This window comes from Megamonas hypermegale, assembly GCF_900187035.1.
Lineage (GTDB): Bacteria > Bacillota > Negativicutes > Selenomonadales > Selenomonadaceae > Megamonas > Megamonas hypermegale.
Genome location: NZ_LT906446.1, coordinates 2,036,131 through 2,057,284 on the forward strand (window position 1 = coordinate 2,036,131; position 21,154 = coordinate 2,057,284).

Consider the following 21,154-nt stretch of genomic DNA (forward strand, 5'->3'; position numbering starts at 1 on the left):
AACCTTCTGCGCGCTAAAAGGTTCTTTGGATTGCTTAATAAAGCTTCAAATCTCCTACCTATCTCTCGCAGGTCATAACGGTGATTGACAAACAGGCAGTTCTTCTGACTCAAGTTCATAGCGTCTTCAAGCCTTCCCAGGATATAAAAAATATCCCAGTGACGTAATTTTGAAGTTGCTCCCTTCTACAGCGGCGGGACCGTAGCAGCTTATACTGCTTTCTCTATTAAGTCCAATAATGGACACCTGTTCCACTCAATATTAAATTATAAATTAAACTAATTGTATAATTAATTTAATCTCTTTTTTTACAATACCATTGTTATTCATATTTTGTCAAGGTATTTTACTGTTGGGAAACGTTTATGGTATCAGTGGCAAGTCCAAATTTTGTAATTCCTGCTCCTTTTAATTTATCTAAAAGTGCCATTATTTTTCCATAATCAATACTTTCATCAGCGCGAATGACAACTGCAAAATCAGGATTTTGACTGTATTGTACCTTGGCATTTTGAATTAGAGTTTCTTCATCAATGGGTTTATCTTCTAAGTACAAAGAGCCATCAGCTTTCATGGTAACGAGATAATTGACATTTGTCTGTGTTTGGGCATTAGCCACCTTAGGCATATTTACAGGGATTGTTTTTAAATCCACCATATATAAAGTGCTGAGCATGAAAAATACGAGTAAGAAGAACATGATATCAATCATTGGGATAATCATGACTTCTGGTTTGCGGAAAGAACGTCTGTTGCGAAGGCGCATTATTTATCACCTCTATTAATTAACCCTTCAATTAGTGAGAAGGCTTGTTCCATATCAGTTACAATATGGTCAATGCGCTGTACGAAATAAGAGTGAATGGCTAGTGAAATGATAGCAACACAAAGACCTGTAGCTGTAGCTATCAAAGCTTCACCGACGCCACCTGTAATGGCAATAGCTTGACCTTCTTGGAGATTGAAGATACTAAAAGCAGAAATCATGCCGACAATAGTACCTAGTAAGCCAAGCAGTGGAGCCATAGTTACAATTACATTTAAATAATACAGGCGAGCTCTAAATTTAGATAAGCTGATACCTGATTGAACTTCAAGCATTAACATGATGTTGATATTCTTGTTGTGCATTTTGTTAAAGGCAAAGCTTAATAAAGCAGCTAAATCTCCTTTAGTATTGTTTGCTAAATTTTTGGCTTCATCAATTTTGTCATTTACCATTAAACGGTAGAATTTATCGGCAAATTTTCTACCAGAGTCCGCTTTAGAAAAATAAAATAATCTCTCTACACCAACGGTAATTATAAAAATAGAACATAATAGCAGAATGTACATGACAAATCCGCCTTTATGAAAATATTCTACGCCTTGCATTAATAAATCCATAAAAAATCCTCCTGTTGTAAAACATCTAAAATAACTCATAAAAATGATAGTATTATAAATGAACATTGTCAATTAAACATTTTTATAAGCTATTTATTCAAGAGCCATTTAATTGCCATAGCTGTTCTTTGCGCAGAATTATGGTAATGGTTTCCATGATTTAATTGAAATACGGTATTAATTTTTTTAGCATGATAAAATTGTTCGATTTCTTTAGTATTTAATTCAACTTTCTTTAAAAATTGATTGCGTGATTTAGCTTCTTTATCACCTAAGGAAAAATATAAATATTTAGGAATTGTTTTCATTTCATGAGAAAAAATAAATTCTTTAAAATTAGGGAACCATAAAGAGCCAGAAACACTAGCACATCTTGAAAACAAATCTGTTTTATAAAGTGAGTAAATGGCAAATAAACCACTTAGTGAATAGCCTATGATACCTCGCCAAGCGATTGATTTTGATAGATTTTTTTCAACAGCAGGAATTATTTTTTGCGTTAAAAATGTTAAATATTCATCTGCCCCACCTGTATAAGAGTCGCCATTTTTGAAAATAGGCGGTGTATTCCATGGAACCATATCATAATTCCAGTTAAGATTACTGATGGATACGAGTGTAAAATCCTCATGATATGTATCTTTTATTAATTTATATATTGTGTTACTTTCATCAATATAGTTGTTTAAATAAATGATGGGTTTATTTTCTGTGTTACTTTCATAAATTAAAATTTTTTTGTTGTTTATAGTAAAATCTTTCATCTTATTCACCTGCTATCTATGATGTTTTAATTTGATTGTATATCAAAAAGAAAACTGAAAAAAGCTGAAAAACATGATATTATGTAGTAAATTTGAGAAATCAAAGAGATAAGGAAGTGCTTTAAATGATAACAACAAAAATAACAGTGGCACATAGTGATGTTGCATCGTTTTTATCAAAGTTTCAGAATGTTCCACGATTTTTGGCGTACTGCAAACAATGTCAAAATTACAATGCTAAATGGTCATGTCCAGAACTTACGATAAATCCTAAAACGTATTTAAATGATTATAGTGAGATTTATCTAATCGGTTTAAAAATAATTTACGATGAAGAAACAAAAAAAGAAATAAATACAAAAGAAAAAATAATTGATTTTACAACTAAATTATTGCGTAAAATGAAAAATCAATTATCAGATTGCTTATTGGAAGTAGAAAAAGAAATTCCAAATTCAGTATCATTTTCTTCAGGCGGTTGTGCGTGGTGTTGTAAATGTACAAGACCTAGTGGAAATCCATGTAGAAAACCAGAAAAAATGCGCTATTCGTTAGACTCTTTTGGTATAGATTTAAGTAGAGTTACAGAAGAATTTTTAAATATAAAGCTTTTATGGGGCCTAGATGAATTGCCAGATTATCATACATTAATTCATGCTATAGTTGTTAAAAAAGATACTGATTGCGAATTATTAATGCAAAAATTAAATGCTATCAAAATTAATGCTATACAATTAAATAAAAGTTTGAAATAAATAATAAAAAACAGCGTATGACAATAAGTCATACGCTGTAGTTTTAAAAAGAATCTTTCCTCCTATAAAGTTAAGGGAAATATAAAATTGGGGGAAAGAAAGAGAGTTAGCAAATTATTTTAATTTCCAAGCGATGTCGGAAAGGAATAATTGGTCTTTGAAAGCATCGAGGTCGAGGTCTTTTGTGATATGAACGAATTCGATACCCATGATGTTTGCCCAGTCGCGGAGTTGTTCAGCAGTTACAGTGTAGCTGATTACGCAGTGATGAGCACCACCTGCTAAAATCCAAGCTTCAGCGGATTTTTCAAGGCAAGGAAGTGGTTTCCACATAACGCGAGCAACAGGGAGGTTTGGCATAGGCATGATAGGTTTAACGCATTCAACATCGTTTACGATAAGACGCATTCTGCCACCCATATCGATTAATGTAGCAACAATTGCTTTGCCTGCTTTACCTTCAAATACGAGACGAGCTGGGTCATCTTTGCCGCCGATACCGAGTTCATGAACTTCGATTTTTGGTTTGCCAGCAGCAACGCTTGGGCATACTTCAAGCATGTGAGCACCGAGGTTGTAGCTATCTTCGCCATCTTTACCGAAATGGTAAGTATAGTCTTCCATTAAAGCTGTACCTTCATCAATGCCCTGTGCCATAGTTTTCATAACAGCAGTGAGGCAGGAAATTTTCCAGTCGCCTTCAGGACCGAAGCCATAACCTTGAGCAGTCAAATCTTGAGTTGCAAGACCAGGAAGTTGGTCCATACCATAGAGGTCTTCAAATGTATTTACAAATCCATCAGCATCATTATCTTCGAGGAATTTTTTAATGCCGACTTCCATTTTTGCTTGATAGCGAACAGATGCAATGTTATCTGTATTCATTTCATATTTTGCTTCATATTCTTTTACTTGAGCATCAATCTGTTCTTCTGTTACAGCGTTGATGTATTGTACTAAATCGCCAACAGCCCAAGTATTTACAGACCAACCAAATTTGATTTCAGCTTCTACTTTATCGCCTTCAGTTACTGCAACGTTACGCATATTGTCGCCAAAACGAACAACTTTTAATGTACGGCTAGCAATAACACCGATAGCAGTACGCATCCAGCTTGCGATTTTTTGCTGAACAGCATCAGTTTCCCAGTAACCAACAACAACTTTACGAGCAAGACGCATACGAGTGCCGATAAAGCCATGTTCACGGTCGCCATGAGCGGACTGATTAAGGTTCATGAAGTCCATATCAATTCCTTCGTTAGGAATTTCTTGGTTGTATTGTGTATGAAGATGTAAATAAGGTTTTTGTAATTTTTTCAAGCCACGAATCCACATTTTGGATGGGGAGAATGTATGCATCCAAGTGATGATACCAGCGCAAGTATCGTCATAGTTAGCATCCATTACAAATCTGTCGATTACTTCGGCAGTAGTACCTACAGCTTTGAATTCAATTTTAGCTGGTAATTTACCAGAAGCATTTAAGCCGTCAACCATTTTTCTAGCATCGTCTTCAACGGATTTTAAAGCTTCAGGACCATAGAGAAACTGGCTACCAACGATGAACCAAAATTTGTAGTCTTGTAATTTTTTCATAAAAAACAACTTCTTTCTTAAATATATTTATCTAAAACAATTTTAATAAACGTAACCCTGTATATCAAATATAAATATTGCAATTTGTGTGAAAATTTATATTTATATTTGTCATACAACATGAGTTTATTATATCATATATGTTTTACAATTATCAATACTAAAATAGAAAAATCTTATAATTTTTTTAATTCTCAATGAATAGTTTTGTTGACACAATTATATGGAAGGAAAGTGAAAAAATAACTGAACGGATAAAAAATGAAAACGAAAAATTTGGTAAAAGTAACTTTAAATAAATAATTCTGAAAAAAATTAAAAATTAAACTAAAATACCTATTGTCAAATATTCGATAATGTAGTACAATAATTCACATGAAGATATCATACAACTTATATACATATTTCATAATAAGTATGATGTATGAATTGTCAGTTAATTCTAATATGTACAATTTAAATGAAAAGGTAGGTTTTTTCTATGTCCACAGCTATTAACACAGAAGCGCTTCAACAAAGTAAACGTATGCGCAAATTAGTATCTGTTGCAGCCGGTATGGCTGGTCTGTTGTTTGGTCTTGATATTGGGGTAATTGCTGGTGCATTGCCATTTATTACAGACCAATTATCACTTACAAGCCAAATGCAGGAATGGATTGTAAGTTCTATGATGTTTGGTGCGGCTATTGGTTCGGTTATTACTTTATGGATTTCATCTAAATTAGGTCGTAAAAAATCTATTTTAACAGCAGGTCTCTTATTTATTATTGGTTGTTTTGGTTCCGCATTCGCTACAAATTATGAAATTTTGTTGGTTTCTCGTATAATCTTAGGTTTCTCCATTGGGGTTGCTTCTTATGTAGCACCACTTTACCTTTCTGAAATGAGTGAAAAGGAACATCGTGGTCGTTTGATTTCCATGTATCAGCTCATGATTAACTTCGGTATCGTTATTGCATTCATCTCTGATACACTTCTTGCTCCAACAGAAAGCTGGAGACTCATGCTTGGTATTATCAGTATTCCTGCATTCTTATTAGTAATCGCTGTTTCTAAATTACCAGACAGCCCACGTTGGCTCGCATCTAAAGGTTTCACAACTGAAGCTCAAAAAGTACTTAATGTTCTTCGTGGTAGCAAAGAAAAAGCTCATGAAGAACTCCAAGATATTACAGATAGCTTAAAAGTTAAACAAGCTGGTTTCTCTTTATTCAAAGCAAATAAAAATGTTCGTCGTGTTGTTTTCCTCGGTATGTTCTTGCAGTTCATGCAACAGTTCACTGGTCAAAATATTATCATGTACTATGCTCCAAAAATCTTCAGTCTTGCTGGTTTTGAAAGCCATACAGACCAAATGTTTGCTACTATCTTAGATGGTATGACATTCGTTGTATTCACATGGATTTCCATGCAGTTCATTGATAAAACTGGTCGTAAAATTGCTTTAAAAATTGGTTTTGGTATCATGGCTTTAGCTCTTATCGTTCTTGGTTGGTGCCTCATGCAGTTTGAAGGTGGCAATACAGCTCAATGGATTTCTTACACTGCTGTTGGTATGACAATTCTTTCCATCGCTGGTTATGCTATGAGTGCTGCACCTGTTATCTGGATTTTATGTTCTGAAATTCAACCTCTTAAGAGCCGTGACTTTGGTATTGCTTGCTCCACTACTACAAACTGGGTATCCAATATGATTATCGGTGCTACATTCCTTTCCCTTCTCGAAGGTATTGGTTCCGCTCAGACATTCTGGTTATATGGTATTTTGAACGTAATCTTCATTTTCTGCACAATCTACATTGTTCCAGAAACAAAAGGTGTTTCACTTGAAAAAATTGAAAGCAATCTTATGGAAGGTAAAAAACTTCGCGATATCGGTTGCTAATGATGGGATAAGTTCAAGGAGGAAAATATTATGTTAATTACAATTGGTCGTCAGTATGGTGCTGGCGGACGTGAAGTTGCTGAACTTTTAGCTAAAGAATTACAACTTCCATTATACGATAGAAAACTTGTTGCACTCATTGCTGAACACTTAGAAAAAGGCTGTAAATTAGAAGAACTTAATTTGACATATGCTAATCTTTATGGTGAAGAATCCCCATATGAACATATTTTTGATAATGTCATTAAAAATGATGACATGTTCATGTTCCGTCCACAGGCAAAGGCTATTAGAGCTTTAGCTGAACAAGAAGGTTCTGGTATTTTCGTTGGCCGTTGTGCTAACTATATCTTAGATGACCACAAAGCATTTTCATTCTTCATTGTAGCTGATGATGAATTTAGAAAAACACGTGGTAAACTTGTTTATCACAAGTCTTTAGATGAACTTAAAAAAGAAGATAAGAAACGTGCTTCTTATTATAATTATTATACTAGCCTTAATTGGGGTGATGCCAAAGATTACGATTTAGTAATTAACACAGGCAAGACAGGCATCGAAGGTGCTGTAAAAATCATAAAAGATTATGTTATGAGTCATTCCAATTAAATAAAAAAACCCGCGGTACTGCTACTACTGCGGGTTTTTTCTATTTGTCTTAAATTGTCTTAACAGAATCGCGTTCTACTAATTTTGGTGGGAATTTTATGCTAGCATTGAAATTTGGATTATCCAAAAGTTTTAAAAGCTGAACAGCCACGATTTTTCCCAATTCTTGTTTTGGATGAGCGAAAGTGGTTAGCCCTATCGTAGATTCTAATGCTAAATCATCAAAACTGATGATAGAAATATCATCAGGAATTTTTTTACCTACCTTAGAGAAAATGTCGATGATAGTTTTAGCCATTTCATCATTATAGCAAACTAGAGCAGTAGCATCGCCTATACGGTCAAAAATTTCTTTATCTAAGTCGCCTCTTATTATAGGTTTAATATCTTCTGTTGTGTACCAGTACATATTTCGTTCGGAAGCCAGCAAATGGTGGTGTTTCAGCGCATTTATTACACCAGAGTAACGCAGTTGACCCTGCATGTCATCGGATTTAAAAATACCAGCGATATTTTTATGACCATGTTTTATTAGATATTCAGCAGCAGCTTCACCTAATTTATAGTCATCCATTCGTATGCTAGGAATGCCCATTAATGGATTGGTATCTGCATGAACAAAGATACAAGGAATACTTAAAGCTTTTATTTTTTGATAAAAATCAGTGTTGATGAACGGTATACCGCTTTTAGATGGTTCGATAATCAATCCATCAATATTATTTTTCAACATGCTATCTAAAATATATGCTTCTTTTTCTACTCTATTATAAGTAAAAGCTAATTGCATAAAATAGCCGTTTTTAGTCAATACTTTTTCTATTCCTTTTACAATGCTTGGGAAGATATAATCATCTAAATATGTTAAGATTACGCCAATATTACGAGAGGAGTTCTTCTTAATTAGATTTTTTGAAGCTGATACATATGTACCACTGCCGCGACGGCGTTCAAGTAAGCCTTCACTTTCGAGTACACTTGTTGCTTGGCGAACAGTTTGACGACTTATAGAGAATTTTTTACCTAATTCATTTTCAGAAGGTAAGCGCATACCTACAGTAAATTCTCCACTTAAAATCTGTTCTCTAATCCAGTTCATTAAATCTATATATTTTGGTGCATCTATAGAAGCCATAGTATATTCTCCTTTCTTTTAAATTTTTAAATTAGTAAACAACTTATATTAGTTTAGCAAATAATGAATATATAATACAAGTATTATGGTGTATAAAGAAAATAATTTTCAATTAACTTATACGGTTTTTATAATAATAAAATAGAGGAATATTAAAGTTTGAAATATTCCTCCATGGCATGAAATTTTTGTAATAATACAGGGATTAAAGATTGTCTAAAAGCATTTCACCTACACTGTCATATAATTTGCTAGCGCATTGTTTTGCTTGTTCTTTAGCTGAATTTAAGCTAAAACCATTGAATTCTTTAATCATAGGTACATCATTTTGAGCATCACCAATAGTTAAAATTTTTTCAACTTGCCAATCTGGGTGAAGTTTTAATAATTCTTTAATACCATTTGCTTTAGTGATATTTTTTTGGCATACATCAATACAATTTAAATTCAAATTAGCTGAGAAAGCATTGTTAAATTCACTTTCAATGCGTTTAGCATACATTTCAGCTATTTGTTCATTTTCATAAGCAAGACTTATTTGTACAGGATTTATTTCTTTTAAAGCTTCTTCAATGGTGATGATTTTAATGATATTTTGATTTTTGTATTTTGGTAGTTGAAAATATTTGAGTAATTGGGATTTATCACTGTGTATAGTAGTTCGCATCATATCTACAGAAGAATACATTATGTGCCAACTGTTTGTTGCTATATCTGAATAAACGAGCTTAGTTAGCATTTTTTTATCTAAAAGAAATGATTTTTTTATATTTAAATTTTTATCAAATAGAGTTCCACCGTTATTGCAGATGATAAAATCGTATTCTAAATCGGATTTATTGACTTCAAACATTAAAGAGCGTACATCGCGACCACTGCAAAAACAAAAAATATTACCAGCTTTACGCCATTTTTTTACAGCTTCAATATTTATTTGCGGAATAGTATCATTTTGATGAAAAAATAGTGTTCCATCAAAATCACTGACTGCAATTTTCAAAATAAAAGACTCCTTTCAGGAATGGACTATTTTCATTATACAAAAAAAAGCAGACAAAAGTCTGCTTTTTATTGTCGCCGAATAGGTATGATAAAACCCACAGTTTAACTGGGGGTTGTTAAGAATTCTTAAAGAAAAGGAAAGAACCTCCGTACTACAATATAAGTGGTCTGGCAACCATATAAAGTATAGGAGGTTCGTGTCAATGAATGATATAAAAAGTTTATCACATAGTAAGTGGAGATGTAAATATCATATTGTTTTTGCACCAAAATACCGTAGACAAGTTATTTATAAAAAAATAAGAGTAGATATAGGAAAGATATTAAGACAGTTATGCGAAAGAAAAAAAGTAGAAATAATAGAAGCAGAATGTTGCCCAAATCATATCCATATGTTAGTGGCAATACCACCGCATTTGAGTGTAGCAGGATTTATGGGGTATTTGAAAAGTAAGAGTAGTTTGATGATATTTGATAGACATGCAAATTTAAAATATAAGTATGGAAATAGACATTTTTGGTGCAGAGGATATTATGTAGATACAGTAGGAAAATATGAAAATGCGATAAAAGAATATATAAAAAACCAATTAGAAGAAGACATAATGATAGATCAAATAAGTTTAAAAGAATATATAGACCCGTTTACAGGTAGCAAGGGACAATAAGGCAAAAATAAAAGCCCCAAAGAGGGGCTTTGCCAGTGAAAAAAATGTGGTTGTCAGATTATTCAGCGCATCTTTTAAGATGCAACCACAAGAGAAAAACCCTTATAGGGTTGAGCAAACCACCAGTTTAACTGGTGGTTTTGATTTTATCATATCAATAATGTTTTTGCCATTGATGATGAAATGTTCCTTCACGGTCAATGCGTTTATACGTATGAGCACCGAAATAATCTCTTTGGGCTTGTATGAGATTTGCTCCGACTGTTTTTGTACAAAGACCATCAATATAAGCCATTGCATTAGAAAATGCTGGTATTGGTACACCAAAGCTAACTGCTTTAGCAATGGTTTTCCTAAGGCTTTGTTGGTTTTCTTGCACTTTATGGAAGAAGAAATCATCTTCAAGTAAATTTTCTAGGTTAGGATTTTTTTGATAAGCATTTGTAATATTATTTAAGAATTTAGCTTTGATGATACAACCAGCTCTAAAGATAGAAGCTACTGAACCTAAATCTAAATGCCAGTTATGAATTTCAGAGGCACTTTTATATAATTCAAATCCTTGTGTGTAAGCTGCTATTTTAGCAGTGTACAATGAGCGACGTACATCTTCTACAAAGTTTTCATCAATTTCAACAGGCAATGTTTGTTTTAAATCACTATCTGCGAATTGCTGGCGTTTTGCGTAAAAAGAACTGATGTTACGAGCATTACAAGCACTCGTCATAATGGATGTATTAACACCTTGTTCTAATGCGGCGATGCTAGTCCAGCGACCAGTTCCTTTTTGTCCAGCACTGTCGAGAATTTTGTCGACGAGATAACCTTCAGCCATATCGTCAGTTTCTTTTAAGATATCAGCTGTTATGCTGATTAAGAAGCTACTTAATTCGCCTTGGTTCCATTCATGAAAGATTTGGGAAATTTGTTCGTTAGATAAATTGCCTACGTTTTTTAATAAAAGGTAAGCTTCAGCGATTAGTTGCATATCAGCGTATTCAATGCCGTTATGAACCATTTTTACATAATGACCAGCGCCATCTTCACCGATATAAGTACAACATGGTTTACCATCATCAGCTTTGGCTGCGATTGCTTCCATTACAGGTTGAATTTCTTTATAGCTTTCAGCGTTACCTCCTGGCATTAAAGCTGGTCCATTTAACGCGCCTTCTTCACCACCAGAAACGCCGATACCAAAATATTTAAATCCTTTGCTTGTCACATAATCATAGCGGCGTTGTGTATCTTTATAAAATGAATTGCCACCGTCCATGATGATATCATCTGGGTCAAGATGTGGAAGTAAGCTGTCGATTACTGAATCAACGGCTTTGCCGGCTGTTACCATGATGAAAAATTTACGAGGACGTGCAACTGAATTTATAAGTGATTGAATATCATAATAAGCTGTGATATTTTTGTGCGGATGATTTTTAATAAATTTATCTGTTAAATCGGGCGTATAGTTGTATACAGAAACTTTGAAGTTATGATTTGCCATGTTAAGGGCAAGACAACTACCCATAACACCCATACCAATAACGGCTATATTTGCATTCATAAAAAATACCTCCAAATTTAAAATAAAATGATATTAAGTATTATAACACCTATTAAACCGGCAACAGCAATGATTGTTTCAAGGGCACACCAAGTACGCATGGTGCCTTTGATACTTAATCCAAAAAATTCTTTAAATAACCAAAAGCCAGGGTCGCTAGGTGGACTTAAAATTACGCTACCAGCACCAACAGCTAAAACCATAAGTTCAGGACTTACACCAGTAAGTGGAATAAGTGGAGCTATAATGCCACCGGCAGTGAGTGCTGCAACTGTAGCTGAACCTACAGCAATACGAATAACAGCAGCAATAAGCCAACCCATAAATAATGGAGATAAAGCTGCGTCTTGAATAAGTGTGCCGATATAGGTACCGAGACCACTGTCAATTAAGATTTGTTTTAATACTCCTCCACCAGCAACAACAAGTAAAATCATGGCTATAGTTTTGACAGCTCCATCAACGCTTTCCATTACTTCTTTCATAGATTTACCACGATTTAGTCCAAATGTAAAGATAGCAATAATAACAGATATGGTAAGTGCAATATCTGGATTACCTAAAAATACAAGAATATGATAAATGGTATAACTATCATTTAATATCATTTTAACGATAGCAGAAGCAGCCATTAAAATAACAGGAACAAGAGCAGTAAATACACTGATACCAAAAGAGGGCATTTCATTATCTTTAAAAATTTTAGGATTATATAAACCTTTGGGAATTTCTGGTTGTAAATTTTTTACGAAATTAAAATATAATGGACCAGCAATTATTACTGTTGGAACAGCAATTAAAAAGCCATAAATAAGAGTGGTACCTAAATCAGCATTAAAAATGACAGCAATAGCGGTAGGTCCCGGATGTGGAGGTAAAAATGCATGAGCAGAAGAAAGGGAGGCTGCCATAGGAATACCAACTTCTAATAAGTTTACTTTCGCTTCAGCAGCAATAGTAAATACGAGAGGAATTAAAAGAACAAAACCTATTTCATAAAAAAGTGCAAGACCAACGACAAAACCAGTTAAGCATACAGCCCAACGTACATTTTTTACGCCAAATGTAGAAATTAATGTAGTAGCAATACGTTGTGCTCCCCCACTATCTGCCATTAATTTGCCTAACATAGCTCCAAAGCTAACAACGATAGCAAGACCACCTAGTGTACCACCTAAACCTTTAGTAATAGATGGAATAATGTCGTCAACAGGTAATCCTAAAACAAAAGCCATAAAAATAGATACAAAGATTAAGGATAAGAAACTATTTAATTTACATTTTACAATTAAAATGAACAATATGACAATACCAATAGCTAATAAGGCAAGAGGCATAATAAAAACTTCCTTTCTATTTTGAATTGATAGATATCAATTAATTTATTATTTATACATCTGATTTTGGTAAGTTGTTATACGAGTAAATTCAGGTTGTAGTTTTTGATAAAGGTTGTTATAAATATCAAATAATTCTTTGTATGTTAAAAAATTTTCTTTTTGTGGATAATAAATTTTTTTAGATTGAATTAAATTGGCAGTATCAGAAATACTATTCATTTCTCCACTTGCAATAAAACCGAGAACAGCTGCTCCAAATGCAGCACCTTCACTATTTTGTGGTAAAGTAATATTTTCACCGAAAATATCAGATATAATTTGAAGCCATAAAGTTGATTTAGTAAAACTTCCACTTACGCGAATATCTTCTATTTTTCCGAAGTCTTTAAGAGCTGTTAAAACACAGTTTAAACTAAAACAAATACCTTCCATAGCAGCTCTAATCATATGTGAGCGGCTATGGTTTAAGGAAAGACCAAAGAACATACCACGTAATTCTGAGTTCCAGTATGGAGCACGTTCACCAGTAAAAAATGGTAAAAGTAATAATCCTTCTGCGCCAGCTGGAATTTTTGAAGCTTTTAATGTCATGAGATCGTATGGGTCAATATCAATATCATCTAATCGACGGCTATTATAATGACAAATTTTATCACGCATCCAACGCATAATAATGCCACCATTGTTTATAGCTCCACCAGCTACCCACATGTCATCAGTTAAGTTGTAGCACCATGTACGATTTTTTTTATCAACTTTTGGATTTTTTGTAAGCATACGAATAGCACCACTTGTTCCTATTGTTGCACTTAATTGTCCTGGTTTAACCGCTCCAATACCTACATTTACAAGAACGCCATCAGTTGCACCTATTACAACAGGTAGTCCTTTTGGTAAATTAAGTCGTTGAGCTGCATCCGGTGTGAGTTTTTGTGAATATGTTGTAGAAACAACAGGTGGAAGTTGTTCTTTTCTTATATCTGCGAAAGAAAGAATATCTTCATCCCAATCCATTTTATGAGCATTATATAAACCACTAGCAGAGGCAGAAGATTTATCAATTACCCATTTATTAGTTAATTTTTCAAATACATAATCTTTTAAAGAATAAATGTATTTCATTTTAGAAAAAACATCTGGGAAAGTTTTTTTTAGCCAAAGGATTTTTAAAAATGGATAGCAAGCATGAACTGGACAACAAGTTTTTTCATAGAAATTTCTAGTTAGTTTAATATCTTTCTTTAATTCATTAACAATTTCTACACTACGACTATCTGCCCAAGTTATCATGTTACTTAAAAGTTCTCGTTTTTCATTGGCAGGTGCGAAACTATGCATTACAGTGCTAATAGCTATACCAGAAACGGGTATTCCTTTATATATCAAAGTATTAGCTGTATCACGAATAACTTTTTCAGTAGCTTTATAAATAATTTCTGGATTTTGTTCAGCCCAATCGGGATATGGGGTTTCAAGTGGATAAAATTCGTTACTGTCGCAAAGATTAACACCATTTTTTTGATAAGCAATTGCTCTTACACCAGTAGTACCAATATCTACTCCAATCCAAACACTATTATGCATATTGCCAAAATTTAACATGAGATATCTTTCCTTTCTATATTGAAAAAAACAAATTAAATGAAAAGTTTTTATTTTATGTAAGTTGCAACTTTATTTTATGATAAGAGTATATCAAATAATAAATAATTTTGCAATAACTTTATCATTATTTTTAAAAAAAATGATAAAGTTATTGCATTTTAGAAGTAATAAAAAGTAAAAATATCTGTTAAAATAATAATAGGAAATAAAATAAATGAGGTAATGAATATGGAAAATAATGTATCAATTGTGACATTAATGCGTAGTAGCTATAATAATATGACTAAATCAGAAAAAAGAATTATAGATTATATTTTAGCAAATGAAAAAACGGTTATAGGTCAAACAATTTCTGATTTAGCAACAAATACAAATAGTTCAGAAGTCACAATCTCACGTTTTTGTAAAAAATTAGGTTTTAATGGTTTACAAAGTTTGAAAATAGCATTAGCTAGTGAAGTTTTTAGTAGGGATGAACTTATATCACAAGAAATAAATACAAATGATTCTTATAGAACTATAGCAGAAAAATTATTTTTATCTATAGCTGATGGTTTACAAGATACTTTAAAACTTTTAGATTTTAATGAAATAAAAAAAGCAGTTGACTTAATTTCAACTGCTAGGCAAATTTGTGTTTATGGTTTTGGTAATTCATATACTGTTTGTAAAGATATAGAAACACGTTTTATGCGTTTTGGCATACCGATAAAAGCATATTGTGATTTACATATGCAGTTAACGGCTTCATCTGTATTAACAGATAAAGATGTAATAATTGCTGTATCACATACAGGTTCCAATATAGATTTATTACAATCAATAGAATTAGCACATAAAAATAATATCCCAGTTATAGCAATAACGAGTTATATGCATTCACCATTATGCAAATTAGCTGATATTGTTTTACATGGTATGGGGCGAGAAGTAGCTTATAAATCAGAGGCAGTAGCATCACGTTTAATTCATATGGCTATTGTTGATGTATTATATATGGGTGTTTATCAAAAAAATGTAGATAAAGGTTTTACTAATATAAAAAAAATGCGTTCAGCAATTGCAAAAAGACGAATGTAATACAAAAAAGGTACTGATTTTACTTATTAAAAACCAGTACCTTTTTTTAAAATTCTACACCTTTTTGCGCTTTAATTCCTTGTTTAAATGGATGTTTTATTTCAGTCATTTCTGTTACTAAATCAGCTTTATCAATTATTTCAGGTTTTGCATTTCTGCCTGTTAAAACGAGGTGAAGCGTTTCGGGTTTATGTTCAATTAAATCTAAAACTTGTTGAAGAGAGATTAAATCAAAATCAATAGCGTAATTGATTTCATCTAATATAATCATATCCCATTTACCACTTAACATTTCATCTTTAGCTTCATTTAAGGCATTTTGTGCGGCTTGTTTATGTTTTTCAATATCGGTATTACCGCGACGAGTAAAACCTTCGCCGCATTGTTTAACTGTTATTTCGGGAGAAAATTTATTAAGTGCTTTTAGTTCGCCGTATTTCCAGCCACCTTTTATAAATTGTAATATCAATATTTTTAATCCTTCGCCCCAAGCGCGTATGGCAAGACCGAGAGCCGCCGTTGTTTTTCCTTTTCCGTTACCTGTATGAACGATAGTGAGTCCGTGTACATAATCATTATTTGGCATAGTAAAATCCCTCCTTAAATGTGTAATCCGATGAATTTAAAATTAATGATAGAAATGAGGCAACATAAGATGAGAAATAAAACTGATACGCTATACATTAATTTTATGGTTTGAGCGATATGTTTTGCTTTTAAATCATTGAGATTATCACCCATATATGCGCGAAAAGATTGACGTCCAAAATAGTAATTGATACCACCGAGGCGAATGCCGAGCGCTCCAGCAACGGTAGCTTCTGTATAACCACCATTAGGGCTTGGATGTTTTTTAGCATCGCGCATCATCATTTTAAAAGCATTTTTATAATCAAGATGATTAAAAAAGGCAACGATGATTAATAAAATTCCTGTAATACGCGCTGGAATGAAGTTTAAAACATCGTCTACGCGTGCAGCTGTTCTGCCAAAATAAAAATATTTGTCATTTTTATAGCCAATCATGGCATCCATAGTATTGGAAGCACGGTATAATACGGCAAGCGGTAAACCACCGATGAAAAAGAAAAATAATGGGGAAATTATACCATCTACAGTATTTTCAGCTACTGTTTCTACTGTAGCGCGTGTGATATCAGCTTCGTTCATGCGATTGGCATCGCGGCTTACAATATAATTGACTTTTTCACGTGCGGAAGATATATCATTTTGTATGAGTTTATCGTAAATATCTCTGCCGGCTTTAGCTAATGATTTTGGTGAAATCATAAAGCTTAAAATGAGTGCTTGAATGAGAATATTTAACCAAATTGGGATATTGAATAAGTTCATGGCCATGATTAAATAGTACGGTATGGCATAAGAGATGATGAGCATTATGAGAACAAGAATAAAACCACAAACGAGTTTTGTAGGTTCAGCGCTATTATCTTTGCGCAATAATTTATCTAAAAAATCGATTAATTTTCCCATCAGGGCAACAGGATGAAATTTTGTATAGGGGTCGCCGATTATGCAATCAATAATAAACGCTAATAGAGCGATAAAAGCAATTTCCATTATATTCAACTCACTAATTATATTTTATTTACTTTAACTTGCTATAAAGTAAAAGTTTGTTAGCATATTTATTATAAGAGTTGTTGAATGTAAAAGCAACAAAGACTATAAAAAAATAAATTGCTATGGTATGATAAAAATATAAATAATTATTAGTGAAGGTGAAATAATGAGTGTAGAATTATTGCATTATACACGTGGCAAACATGTGGAAAATATTCATCGTGGTGATGCTGTTTGCGTATCTTCAGATGGAAAAATTTTAGGAAGCTTAGGCAATGCTCATTTACCAATGTTTTGGCGCAGTGCTGCAAAACCATTTCAATTATTACAATTTGTAAAAATGGGTGGAGTGGAAAAATACAATTTAACGCAAGCAGAATTAGCAATTCTTGCTTCTTCACATAGTGGTGAATCTATTCATGTAGAAACAGTTACTTCTATATTGCATAAATTGGGGCTTACACCTGATATTTTAAATTGCGGTGCTGCTCGTCCTATGAGTGGTAAGGCTTTTAAAGAATTAGTTAGACAGAATTTAAAACCATCAGCATTGCATAACCCTTGCTCTGGTAAACATTCTGGTATTATCGCTTTATGTCAATTGCTTGAAATTCCAATTGATTATTGTGAGCCGCACACTTGTGATTTTAATCATGAGTTAGGCGAACAAAATAGTCAGCGTATATAGAAATATGTACGTAGAGATAGACTAAGATCTATCCAATACTGTTTGAATTGCTGGAAAGCCCTAAAGATATCTGAACTACAACGTAAACATGAAATAAAGTTAAACGTGAATGTGGCGAAAGCAGAAAAAATCAGATATATAGCATAAGGTTAAATCCTAAGTGTTGAAAAATGGACAATCAGCAGCGAAGCTCCGAATAGGAGAACGTTCAACGACTATTCCTCTTGAGGGAAGTACTCAGTAAGCTATTGACTGAGGAAGTGGACAGACTCTAACAGGTAAAGCTGAGGGATAAGATATAGTCTGTGCCGTTACGAAAGTAACGGAAGTTCATAAGAGAACTGTATAGAAAGTAGCGTTTCTATATGAACGAGACCTCATAATACGACTAAAGCAGAACCTACAGTTCTTGTATACGTTATTTAAAATAGGCAGTTAATATATAAACACTTGCTATATTGCTATACATATGTCATGATTATATTAAATGATAGTATGGAAGTAATACGTGGTAAAGGATATATTTATTCATTAATTAGAAGAAAGCGTAAGTGTTTATTATGGAAAAAGCTTATAAATTTAGGATATACCCTAATAAAACACAAGAAAGTTTACTTCAAAAAACTTTTGGCTGTGTACGTTTTGTATATAATCACTTTTTAGATAGAAGAATTAAAGCATATGAACAAAATAAGAAAAATATAGGTTATAATGAATGCTCAAAAGAGCTTACTCAATTAAAAAAAGAAAAAAAGTGGCTTAAAGAACCAGATAAATCCTCTTTACAAAATGCTTTAAAGAATTTAGATACAGCTTATAAAAACTTTTTTAATAAACAAAAAGCAGGCTTTCCTAAATTCAAATCTAAAAAGAATCGGTATAAATCGTACAAAACAAATATGACAAATAACAACATTGTATTTTTAGGAAATAAAATAAAATTACCTAAAATAGGTAAGATAAAAATAAGAGATAAATATTGCCAAATAGAAGGTAGGATTTTAAGTGCGACAGTATCACAGACTCCTAGTGGAAAATATTACGTTGCACTATGTTGTACAGACCTGCCACAACTTGAATTCATAAAAACGAATAAATATGTCGGTTTGGATTTAGGAATAAAGGATTTTGTCATAACCTCAGATGCAGTAAAATATAGTAATCCTAAATACTTGCAGAAATCATTGACTAGATTAGCTAAGCTTCAAAGAGAGCTTTCTCGAAAAACAAAAGGAAGTTCAAATTGGGAAAAGGCTAGAGTAAAAGTAGCAAAGTTGCATGATAGAATTGCCAATCAAAGACGCAATTTACTACATCAAGTAACATGTCAACTTATCAGAAACTACGATGTAATCTGTCTTGAAGATTTGCAAGTTGAAAACATGATGAAAAATCATAAATTAGCAAGAAATATAGCTGATGTCAGTTGGTCAGAGTTTATGAGACAACTAACATATAAAGCCAAATGGTTTGGCAGGGTTATTGTCAAAATAGATAAATTTTATCCTTCAAGCCAATTATGTCATATTTGTGGGTATAAAAATACTGAAGTAAAAAACTTAAATGTTAGAAAGTGGAACTGTCCTGAATGTAAAACACATCACGATAGAGATGTAAATGCAGCTATAAATATTAGAAATGAAGGATTAAGAATATTAAACATAGCTTAATCTTGAATAACATATACAAGAACCGTAGGAACTATGGGGATAGCTCGGAGATACTGTATTCGTTAGAATACTTGACCGAGAACCCTGTGACTTTAGTCGTGGGAGGTTCAGGATTATATTAAACCAGACCATCCAGCTCAAAAAATTATTCATAAAATAGTTGCTATGTCAGCTGGTATCAGTGAAGATGAACTTGATATCGGTATTGATGGTTGTGGTGTGCCTGTCTTTTATTTACCAATAGATAAAATGGCTTATGCTTATGCACGTTTGATGAATGCAGAAGAAGGTAATTGGGGTGAGTATACAGAAGCAGCTATAAAAATTCGCGATGCTATGTGTGCTAATCCATTGCTTGTTTCAGGTACAGGGCGCATAGATAAAGCTGTAACAGAACTCACTAAAGGTCGTGTTTTAGCTAAAATTGGTGCAGACGCTGTATATTGCTTAGCTTCACGTGAAAAGAAAGCTGGTATTACTTTTAAAATTGAAGATGGAAGTTATGCAGCAGTAACGCCTATGGTTATTGCTATGTTGAAGTATTTTGATTTTATTACAGAAGAAGAACATGCTAAATTATTAGAAATGTATCCACCAGTGCTTAAAAATCATCGCGGTGATATTATTGGTACGATTGAAGCTGTTTTCTAAATTTATTTAATAAAAAAATCTAAGCTATTACTTCATGAATTTATTTAGTTGGATAATGGAGTAATAGCTTATTTTTATTGTACTAGGATAAATAGTGCTATTTTTAAGCTTAATAGTATTAGTAAGGGTGATTTTTCTTTTGAATATTATTGAATTTATTAAATAGCTATATTATTATAAATGAAGGAATAAAACATATATATGAAAGGGGCGATTGAGCATGGCAGGAAAAGTTTTTACCGATGAACAAAGAGAATTGTTGAATAAAAATCCGTATGTAGAGTCAGTTGAAGCATCAAGAATAATTTATACAGAAGCATTTAAGGTGTATTATGTAAAAAATTATTTAGCAGGAAAAAGACCAACAGAGATATTTGTTTCAGCAGGTTTTGACCCTAGTATTTTAGGTAATAAACGAATAGAAAGAGCATCTGCTAGATGGAGAAAATTATATGCAGATGGTCAATTGAAAATTGATAATGAGGAGAAAAAGGAAGCAGTAGATATGGAAAATAAACCAGAAAAAAGACGTAGAGGTCGTCCACGTAAAAATCCGATAATAGAAGAAACAAATGTAAAAGAAAGTGTAATAGCAGAAACTAAATCAGCAAATGAAGCTGAACCTAAAAAGCGTAGAGGTCGTCCACGTAAAAATCCAGTGGAAGTTGAAAAAGAAGTAACACCGACTAAAAAAAGAAAAAAACGTACCAATAAAATTGCAGCAATGGCACAGAGTTTAAAAACAATTGAAGACAAATCTAATAATGAAGAAGCACAAATAAAAACACTAGTGCAAGATAAACCAGAAAAAAGACGTAGAGGCCGTCCACGTAAAAATCCAGTAGAAACACCAGTGGTAGAAAATGTTCCTAAAAAACGTCGTGGTCGTCCACGTAAAAATGTACAACCAATTGTATCAACCGAAACTCATGAAGTAAAAAAAGCTCCAGTTAAAGTGATTTCTACAACTGTATTGCCAAAAGAACAAGAAACTGAAATCAATGAACGTCCGATAACAGCACTTGTAAAAGCAATTAATCGTCTTACAAGACAGGTCGATTCACTTAAACGCTTAGTAGCAGGTAAGAAAAAAGTTAATTATTAATAAAAAAAGGATGAACTGCACCCCAAAAGTTGGACAAAAAAAACAACTTTTGGAGGTGCAGTTT

Annotated in this window: 19 protein-coding genes, 1 pseudogene and 1 riboswitch; of the genes and pseudogenes, 9 read left to right on the forward strand and 11 right to left on the reverse strand. The window is 32.8% G+C overall.

Translation table 11 applies throughout. The features are described 5' to 3' along the window. Nucleotides 1–77 precede the first annotated feature (77 nt). Nucleotides 78–265: riboswitch (cobalamin riboswitch) on the reverse strand. Between the two features lie 81 nt (nucleotides 266–346). The 3 genes from CKV65_RS09810 to CKV65_RS09820 form a co-directional block, all read right to left on the reverse strand. Then, nucleotides 347–766, reverse strand: a complete 420-nt coding sequence (locus tag CKV65_RS09810) for an ExbD/TolR family protein (protein ID WP_027889153.1) — start codon at nucleotides 764–766, stop codon at nucleotides 347–349. Continuing rightward, nucleotides 766–1,386 (reverse strand): MotA/TolQ/ExbB proton channel family protein, encoded by a 621-nt coding sequence (locus CKV65_RS09815; RefSeq protein WP_027889154.1) that lies wholly within the window; start codon nucleotides 1,384–1,386, stop codon nucleotides 766–768. Before CKV65_RS09815 ends, CKV65_RS09810 begins: the two co-directional genes overlap by 1 nt. Before the next feature lie 89 nt (nucleotides 1,387–1,475). After that, on the reverse strand, nucleotides 1,476–2,150 hold the full coding sequence (locus CKV65_RS09820; protein WP_027889155.1) for an alpha/beta hydrolase: 675 nt from the start codon (nucleotides 2,148–2,150) through the stop codon (nucleotides 1,476–1,478). A 125-nt stretch (nucleotides 2,151–2,275) separates the two neighbouring features. On the opposite strand from CKV65_RS09820, the gene CKV65_RS09825 reads away from it, so the two are divergent. Beyond that, entirely contained in the window at nucleotides 2,276–2,905 is a 630-nt protein-coding gene (locus CKV65_RS09825) for a DUF2284 domain-containing protein (protein ID WP_071601694.1), read from the forward strand. 114 nt (nucleotides 2,906–3,019) lie between these two features. Here CKV65_RS09825 and araA read toward each other — a convergent pair whose 3' ends face one another. Continuing rightward, nucleotides 3,020–4,504, reverse strand: coding sequence for an L-arabinose isomerase (gene araA, locus CKV65_RS09830; protein ID WP_027889156.1), 1,485 nt, complete (start codon nucleotides 4,502–4,504; stop codon nucleotides 3,020–3,022). A 481-nt stretch (nucleotides 4,505–4,985) separates the two neighbouring features. Between araA and CKV65_RS09835 the strand changes: the two genes are divergently transcribed. Continuing rightward, complete coding sequence (locus CKV65_RS09835; RefSeq protein ID WP_027889157.1) at nucleotides 4,986–6,389, forward strand: sugar porter family MFS transporter; 1,404 nt, start codon at nucleotides 4,986–4,988, stop codon at nucleotides 6,387–6,389. 30 nt (nucleotides 6,390–6,419) lie between these two features. Beyond that, nucleotides 6,420–6,998 carry a cytidylate kinase-like family protein gene (locus CKV65_RS09840; protein ID WP_027889158.1) on the forward strand — a complete coding sequence of 193 codons (579 nt, stop codon included), beginning with the start codon at nucleotides 6,420–6,422 and terminating at the stop codon, nucleotides 6,996–6,998. A gap of 49 nt (nucleotides 6,999–7,047) precedes the next feature. Here the strand turns inward: CKV65_RS09840 and CKV65_RS09845 are convergent, their stop codons facing one another. Continuing rightward, nucleotides 7,048–8,133 carry a GntR family transcriptional regulator gene (locus CKV65_RS09845; protein WP_027889159.1) on the reverse strand — a complete coding sequence of 362 codons (1,086 nt, stop codon included), beginning with the start codon at nucleotides 8,131–8,133 and terminating at the stop codon, nucleotides 7,048–7,050. Nucleotides 8,134–8,338: 205 nt separating this feature from the next. Further along, nucleotides 8,339–9,133, reverse strand: coding sequence for an HAD-IIB family hydrolase (locus tag CKV65_RS09850; protein WP_027889160.1), 795 nt, complete (start codon nucleotides 9,131–9,133; stop codon nucleotides 8,339–8,341). A gap of 205 nt (nucleotides 9,134–9,338) precedes the next feature. Here CKV65_RS09850 and tnpA point away from each other — a divergent pair, with 205 nt between their 5' ends. Further along, on the forward strand, nucleotides 9,339–9,803 hold the full coding sequence (gene tnpA / locus CKV65_RS09855) for an IS200/IS605 family transposase (RefSeq protein ID WP_087386512.1): 465 nt from the start codon (nucleotides 9,339–9,341) through the stop codon (nucleotides 9,801–9,803). A 154-nt stretch (nucleotides 9,804–9,957) separates the two neighbouring features. Here the strand turns inward: tnpA and gndA are convergent, their stop codons facing one another. The 3 genes from gndA to CKV65_RS09870 are packed head-to-tail and all read right to left on the reverse strand — an operon-like array spanning nucleotide 9,958 to nucleotide 14,291. Continuing rightward, entirely contained in the window at nucleotides 9,958–11,367 is a 1,410-nt protein-coding gene (gndA, locus tag CKV65_RS09860) for an NADP-dependent phosphogluconate dehydrogenase (protein WP_027890635.1), read from the reverse strand. Between the two features lie 17 nt (nucleotides 11,368–11,384). After that, entirely contained in the window at nucleotides 11,385–12,704 is a 1,320-nt protein-coding gene (locus CKV65_RS09865; protein WP_027890636.1) for a gluconate:H+ symporter, read from the reverse strand. A 48-nt stretch (nucleotides 12,705–12,752) separates the two neighbouring features. Continuing rightward, the gene (locus CKV65_RS09870; protein ID WP_231922674.1) at nucleotides 12,753–14,291 is read right to left on the reverse strand and encodes a gluconokinase; all 1,539 of its coding nucleotides are present in this window, start codon (nucleotides 14,289–14,291) and stop codon (nucleotides 12,753–12,755) included. Between the two features lie 249 nt (nucleotides 14,292–14,540). Here CKV65_RS09870 and CKV65_RS09875 point away from each other — a divergent pair, with 249 nt between their 5' ends. Further along, on the forward strand, nucleotides 14,541–15,392 hold the full coding sequence (locus CKV65_RS09875) for a MurR/RpiR family transcriptional regulator (RefSeq protein ID WP_036254917.1): 852 nt from the start codon (nucleotides 14,541–14,543) through the stop codon (nucleotides 15,390–15,392). Nucleotides 15,393–15,438: 46 nt separating this feature from the next. Here the strand turns inward: CKV65_RS09875 and cobO are convergent, their stop codons facing one another. Both cobO and cbiB read right to left on the reverse strand, forming a co-directional pair. Beyond that, nucleotides 15,439–15,978 (reverse strand): cob(I)yrinic acid a,c-diamide adenosyltransferase, encoded by a 540-nt coding sequence (gene cobO / locus CKV65_RS09880; RefSeq protein ID WP_027890639.1) that lies wholly within the window; start codon nucleotides 15,976–15,978, stop codon nucleotides 15,439–15,441. Between the two features lie 14 nt (nucleotides 15,979–15,992). Next, on the reverse strand, nucleotides 15,993–16,973 hold the full coding sequence (cbiB, locus tag CKV65_RS09885; protein ID WP_036254918.1) for an adenosylcobinamide-phosphate synthase CbiB: 981 nt from the start codon (nucleotides 16,971–16,973) through the stop codon (nucleotides 15,993–15,995). A gap of 169 nt (nucleotides 16,974–17,142) precedes the next feature. Between cbiB and CKV65_RS09890 the strand changes: the two genes are divergently transcribed. The 4 genes and pseudogenes from CKV65_RS09890 to CKV65_RS09905 all read left to right on the forward strand — a co-directional run bounded on the left by CKV65_RS09890 (nucleotide 17,143) and on the right by CKV65_RS09905 (nucleotide 21,090). Then, nucleotides 17,143–17,664, forward strand: a complete 522-nt coding sequence (locus CKV65_RS09890; protein ID WP_197695380.1) for an asparaginase — start codon at nucleotides 17,143–17,145, stop codon at nucleotides 17,662–17,664. A gap of 560 nt (nucleotides 17,665–18,224) precedes the next feature. Continuing rightward, the gene (gene tnpB, locus CKV65_RS09895) at nucleotides 18,225–19,334 is read left to right on the forward strand and encodes an IS200/IS605 family element RNA-guided endonuclease TnpB (RefSeq protein ID WP_095197726.1); all 1,110 of its coding nucleotides are present in this window, start codon (nucleotides 18,225–18,227) and stop codon (nucleotides 19,332–19,334) included. Between the two features lie 111 nt (nucleotides 19,335–19,445). Further along, nucleotides 19,446–19,985, forward strand: a pseudogene (locus tag CKV65_RS09900) (asparaginase); the annotation flags it as partial. A gap of 220 nt (nucleotides 19,986–20,205) precedes the next feature. Further along, on the forward strand, nucleotides 20,206–21,090 hold the full coding sequence (locus tag CKV65_RS09905; protein ID WP_027890684.1) for an HTH domain-containing protein: 885 nt from the start codon (nucleotides 20,206–20,208) through the stop codon (nucleotides 21,088–21,090). Nucleotides 21,091–21,154 lie beyond the last annotated feature (64 nt).

Bases quoted from the DNA above. Each gene is read 5' to 3' on its own strand.
- CKV65_RS09905 (WP_027890684.1), top strand. From the start codon at position 20,206: ATGGCAGGAAAAGTTTTTACCGATGAACAAAGAGAATTGTTGAATAAA.
- CKV65_RS09890 (WP_197695380.1), top strand. From the start codon at position 17,143: ATGAGTGTAGAATTATTGCATTATACACGTGGCAAACATGTGGAAAAT.
- CKV65_RS09870 (WP_231922674.1), bottom strand. From the start codon at position 14,291: ATGCATAATAGTGTTTGGATTGGAGTAGATATTGGTACTACTGGTGTA.
- CKV65_RS09825 (WP_071601694.1), top strand. From the start codon at position 2,276: ATGATAACAACAAAAATAACAGTGGCACATAGTGATGTTGCATCGTTT.
- CKV65_RS09865 (WP_027890636.1), bottom strand. From the start codon at position 12,704: ATGCCTCTTGCCTTATTAGCTATTGGTATTGTCATATTGTTCATTTTA.
- CKV65_RS09875 (WP_036254917.1), top strand. From the start codon at position 14,541: ATGGAAAATAATGTATCAATTGTGACATTAATGCGTAGTAGCTATAAT.
- CKV65_RS09820 (WP_027889155.1), bottom strand. From the start codon at position 2,150: ATGAAAGATTTTACTATAAACAACAAAAAAATTTTAATTTATGAAAGT.
- tnpA (WP_087386512.1), top strand. From the start codon at position 9,339: ATGAATGATATAAAAAGTTTATCACATAGTAAGTGGAGATGTAAATAT.
- araA (WP_027889156.1), bottom strand. From the start codon at position 4,504: ATGAAAAAATTACAAGACTACAAATTTTGGTTCATCGTTGGTAGCCAG.
- cbiB (WP_036254918.1), bottom strand. From the start codon at position 16,973: ATGGAAATTGCTTTTATCGCTCTATTAGCGTTTATTATTGATTGCATA.
- CKV65_RS09835 (WP_027889157.1), top strand. From the start codon at position 4,986: ATGTCCACAGCTATTAACACAGAAGCGCTTCAACAAAGTAAACGTATG.
- cobO (WP_027890639.1), bottom strand. From the start codon at position 15,978: ATGCCAAATAATGATTATGTACACGGACTCACTATCGTTCATACAGGT.
- gndA (WP_027890635.1), bottom strand. From the start codon at position 11,367: ATGAATGCAAATATAGCCGTTATTGGTATGGGTGTTATGGGTAGTTGT.
- CKV65_RS09810 (WP_027889153.1), bottom strand. From the start codon at position 766: ATGCGCCTTCGCAACAGACGTTCTTTCCGCAAACCAGAAGTCATGATT.
- tnpB (WP_095197726.1), top strand. From the start codon at position 18,225: ATGGAAAAAGCTTATAAATTTAGGATATACCCTAATAAAACACAAGAA.
- CKV65_RS09845 (WP_027889159.1), bottom strand. From the start codon at position 8,133: ATGGCTTCTATAGATGCACCAAAATATATAGATTTAATGAACTGGATT.
- CKV65_RS09840 (WP_027889158.1), top strand. From the start codon at position 6,420: ATGTTAATTACAATTGGTCGTCAGTATGGTGCTGGCGGACGTGAAGTT.
- CKV65_RS09815 (WP_027889154.1), bottom strand. From the start codon at position 1,386: ATGGATTTATTAATGCAAGGCGTAGAATATTTTCATAAAGGCGGATTT.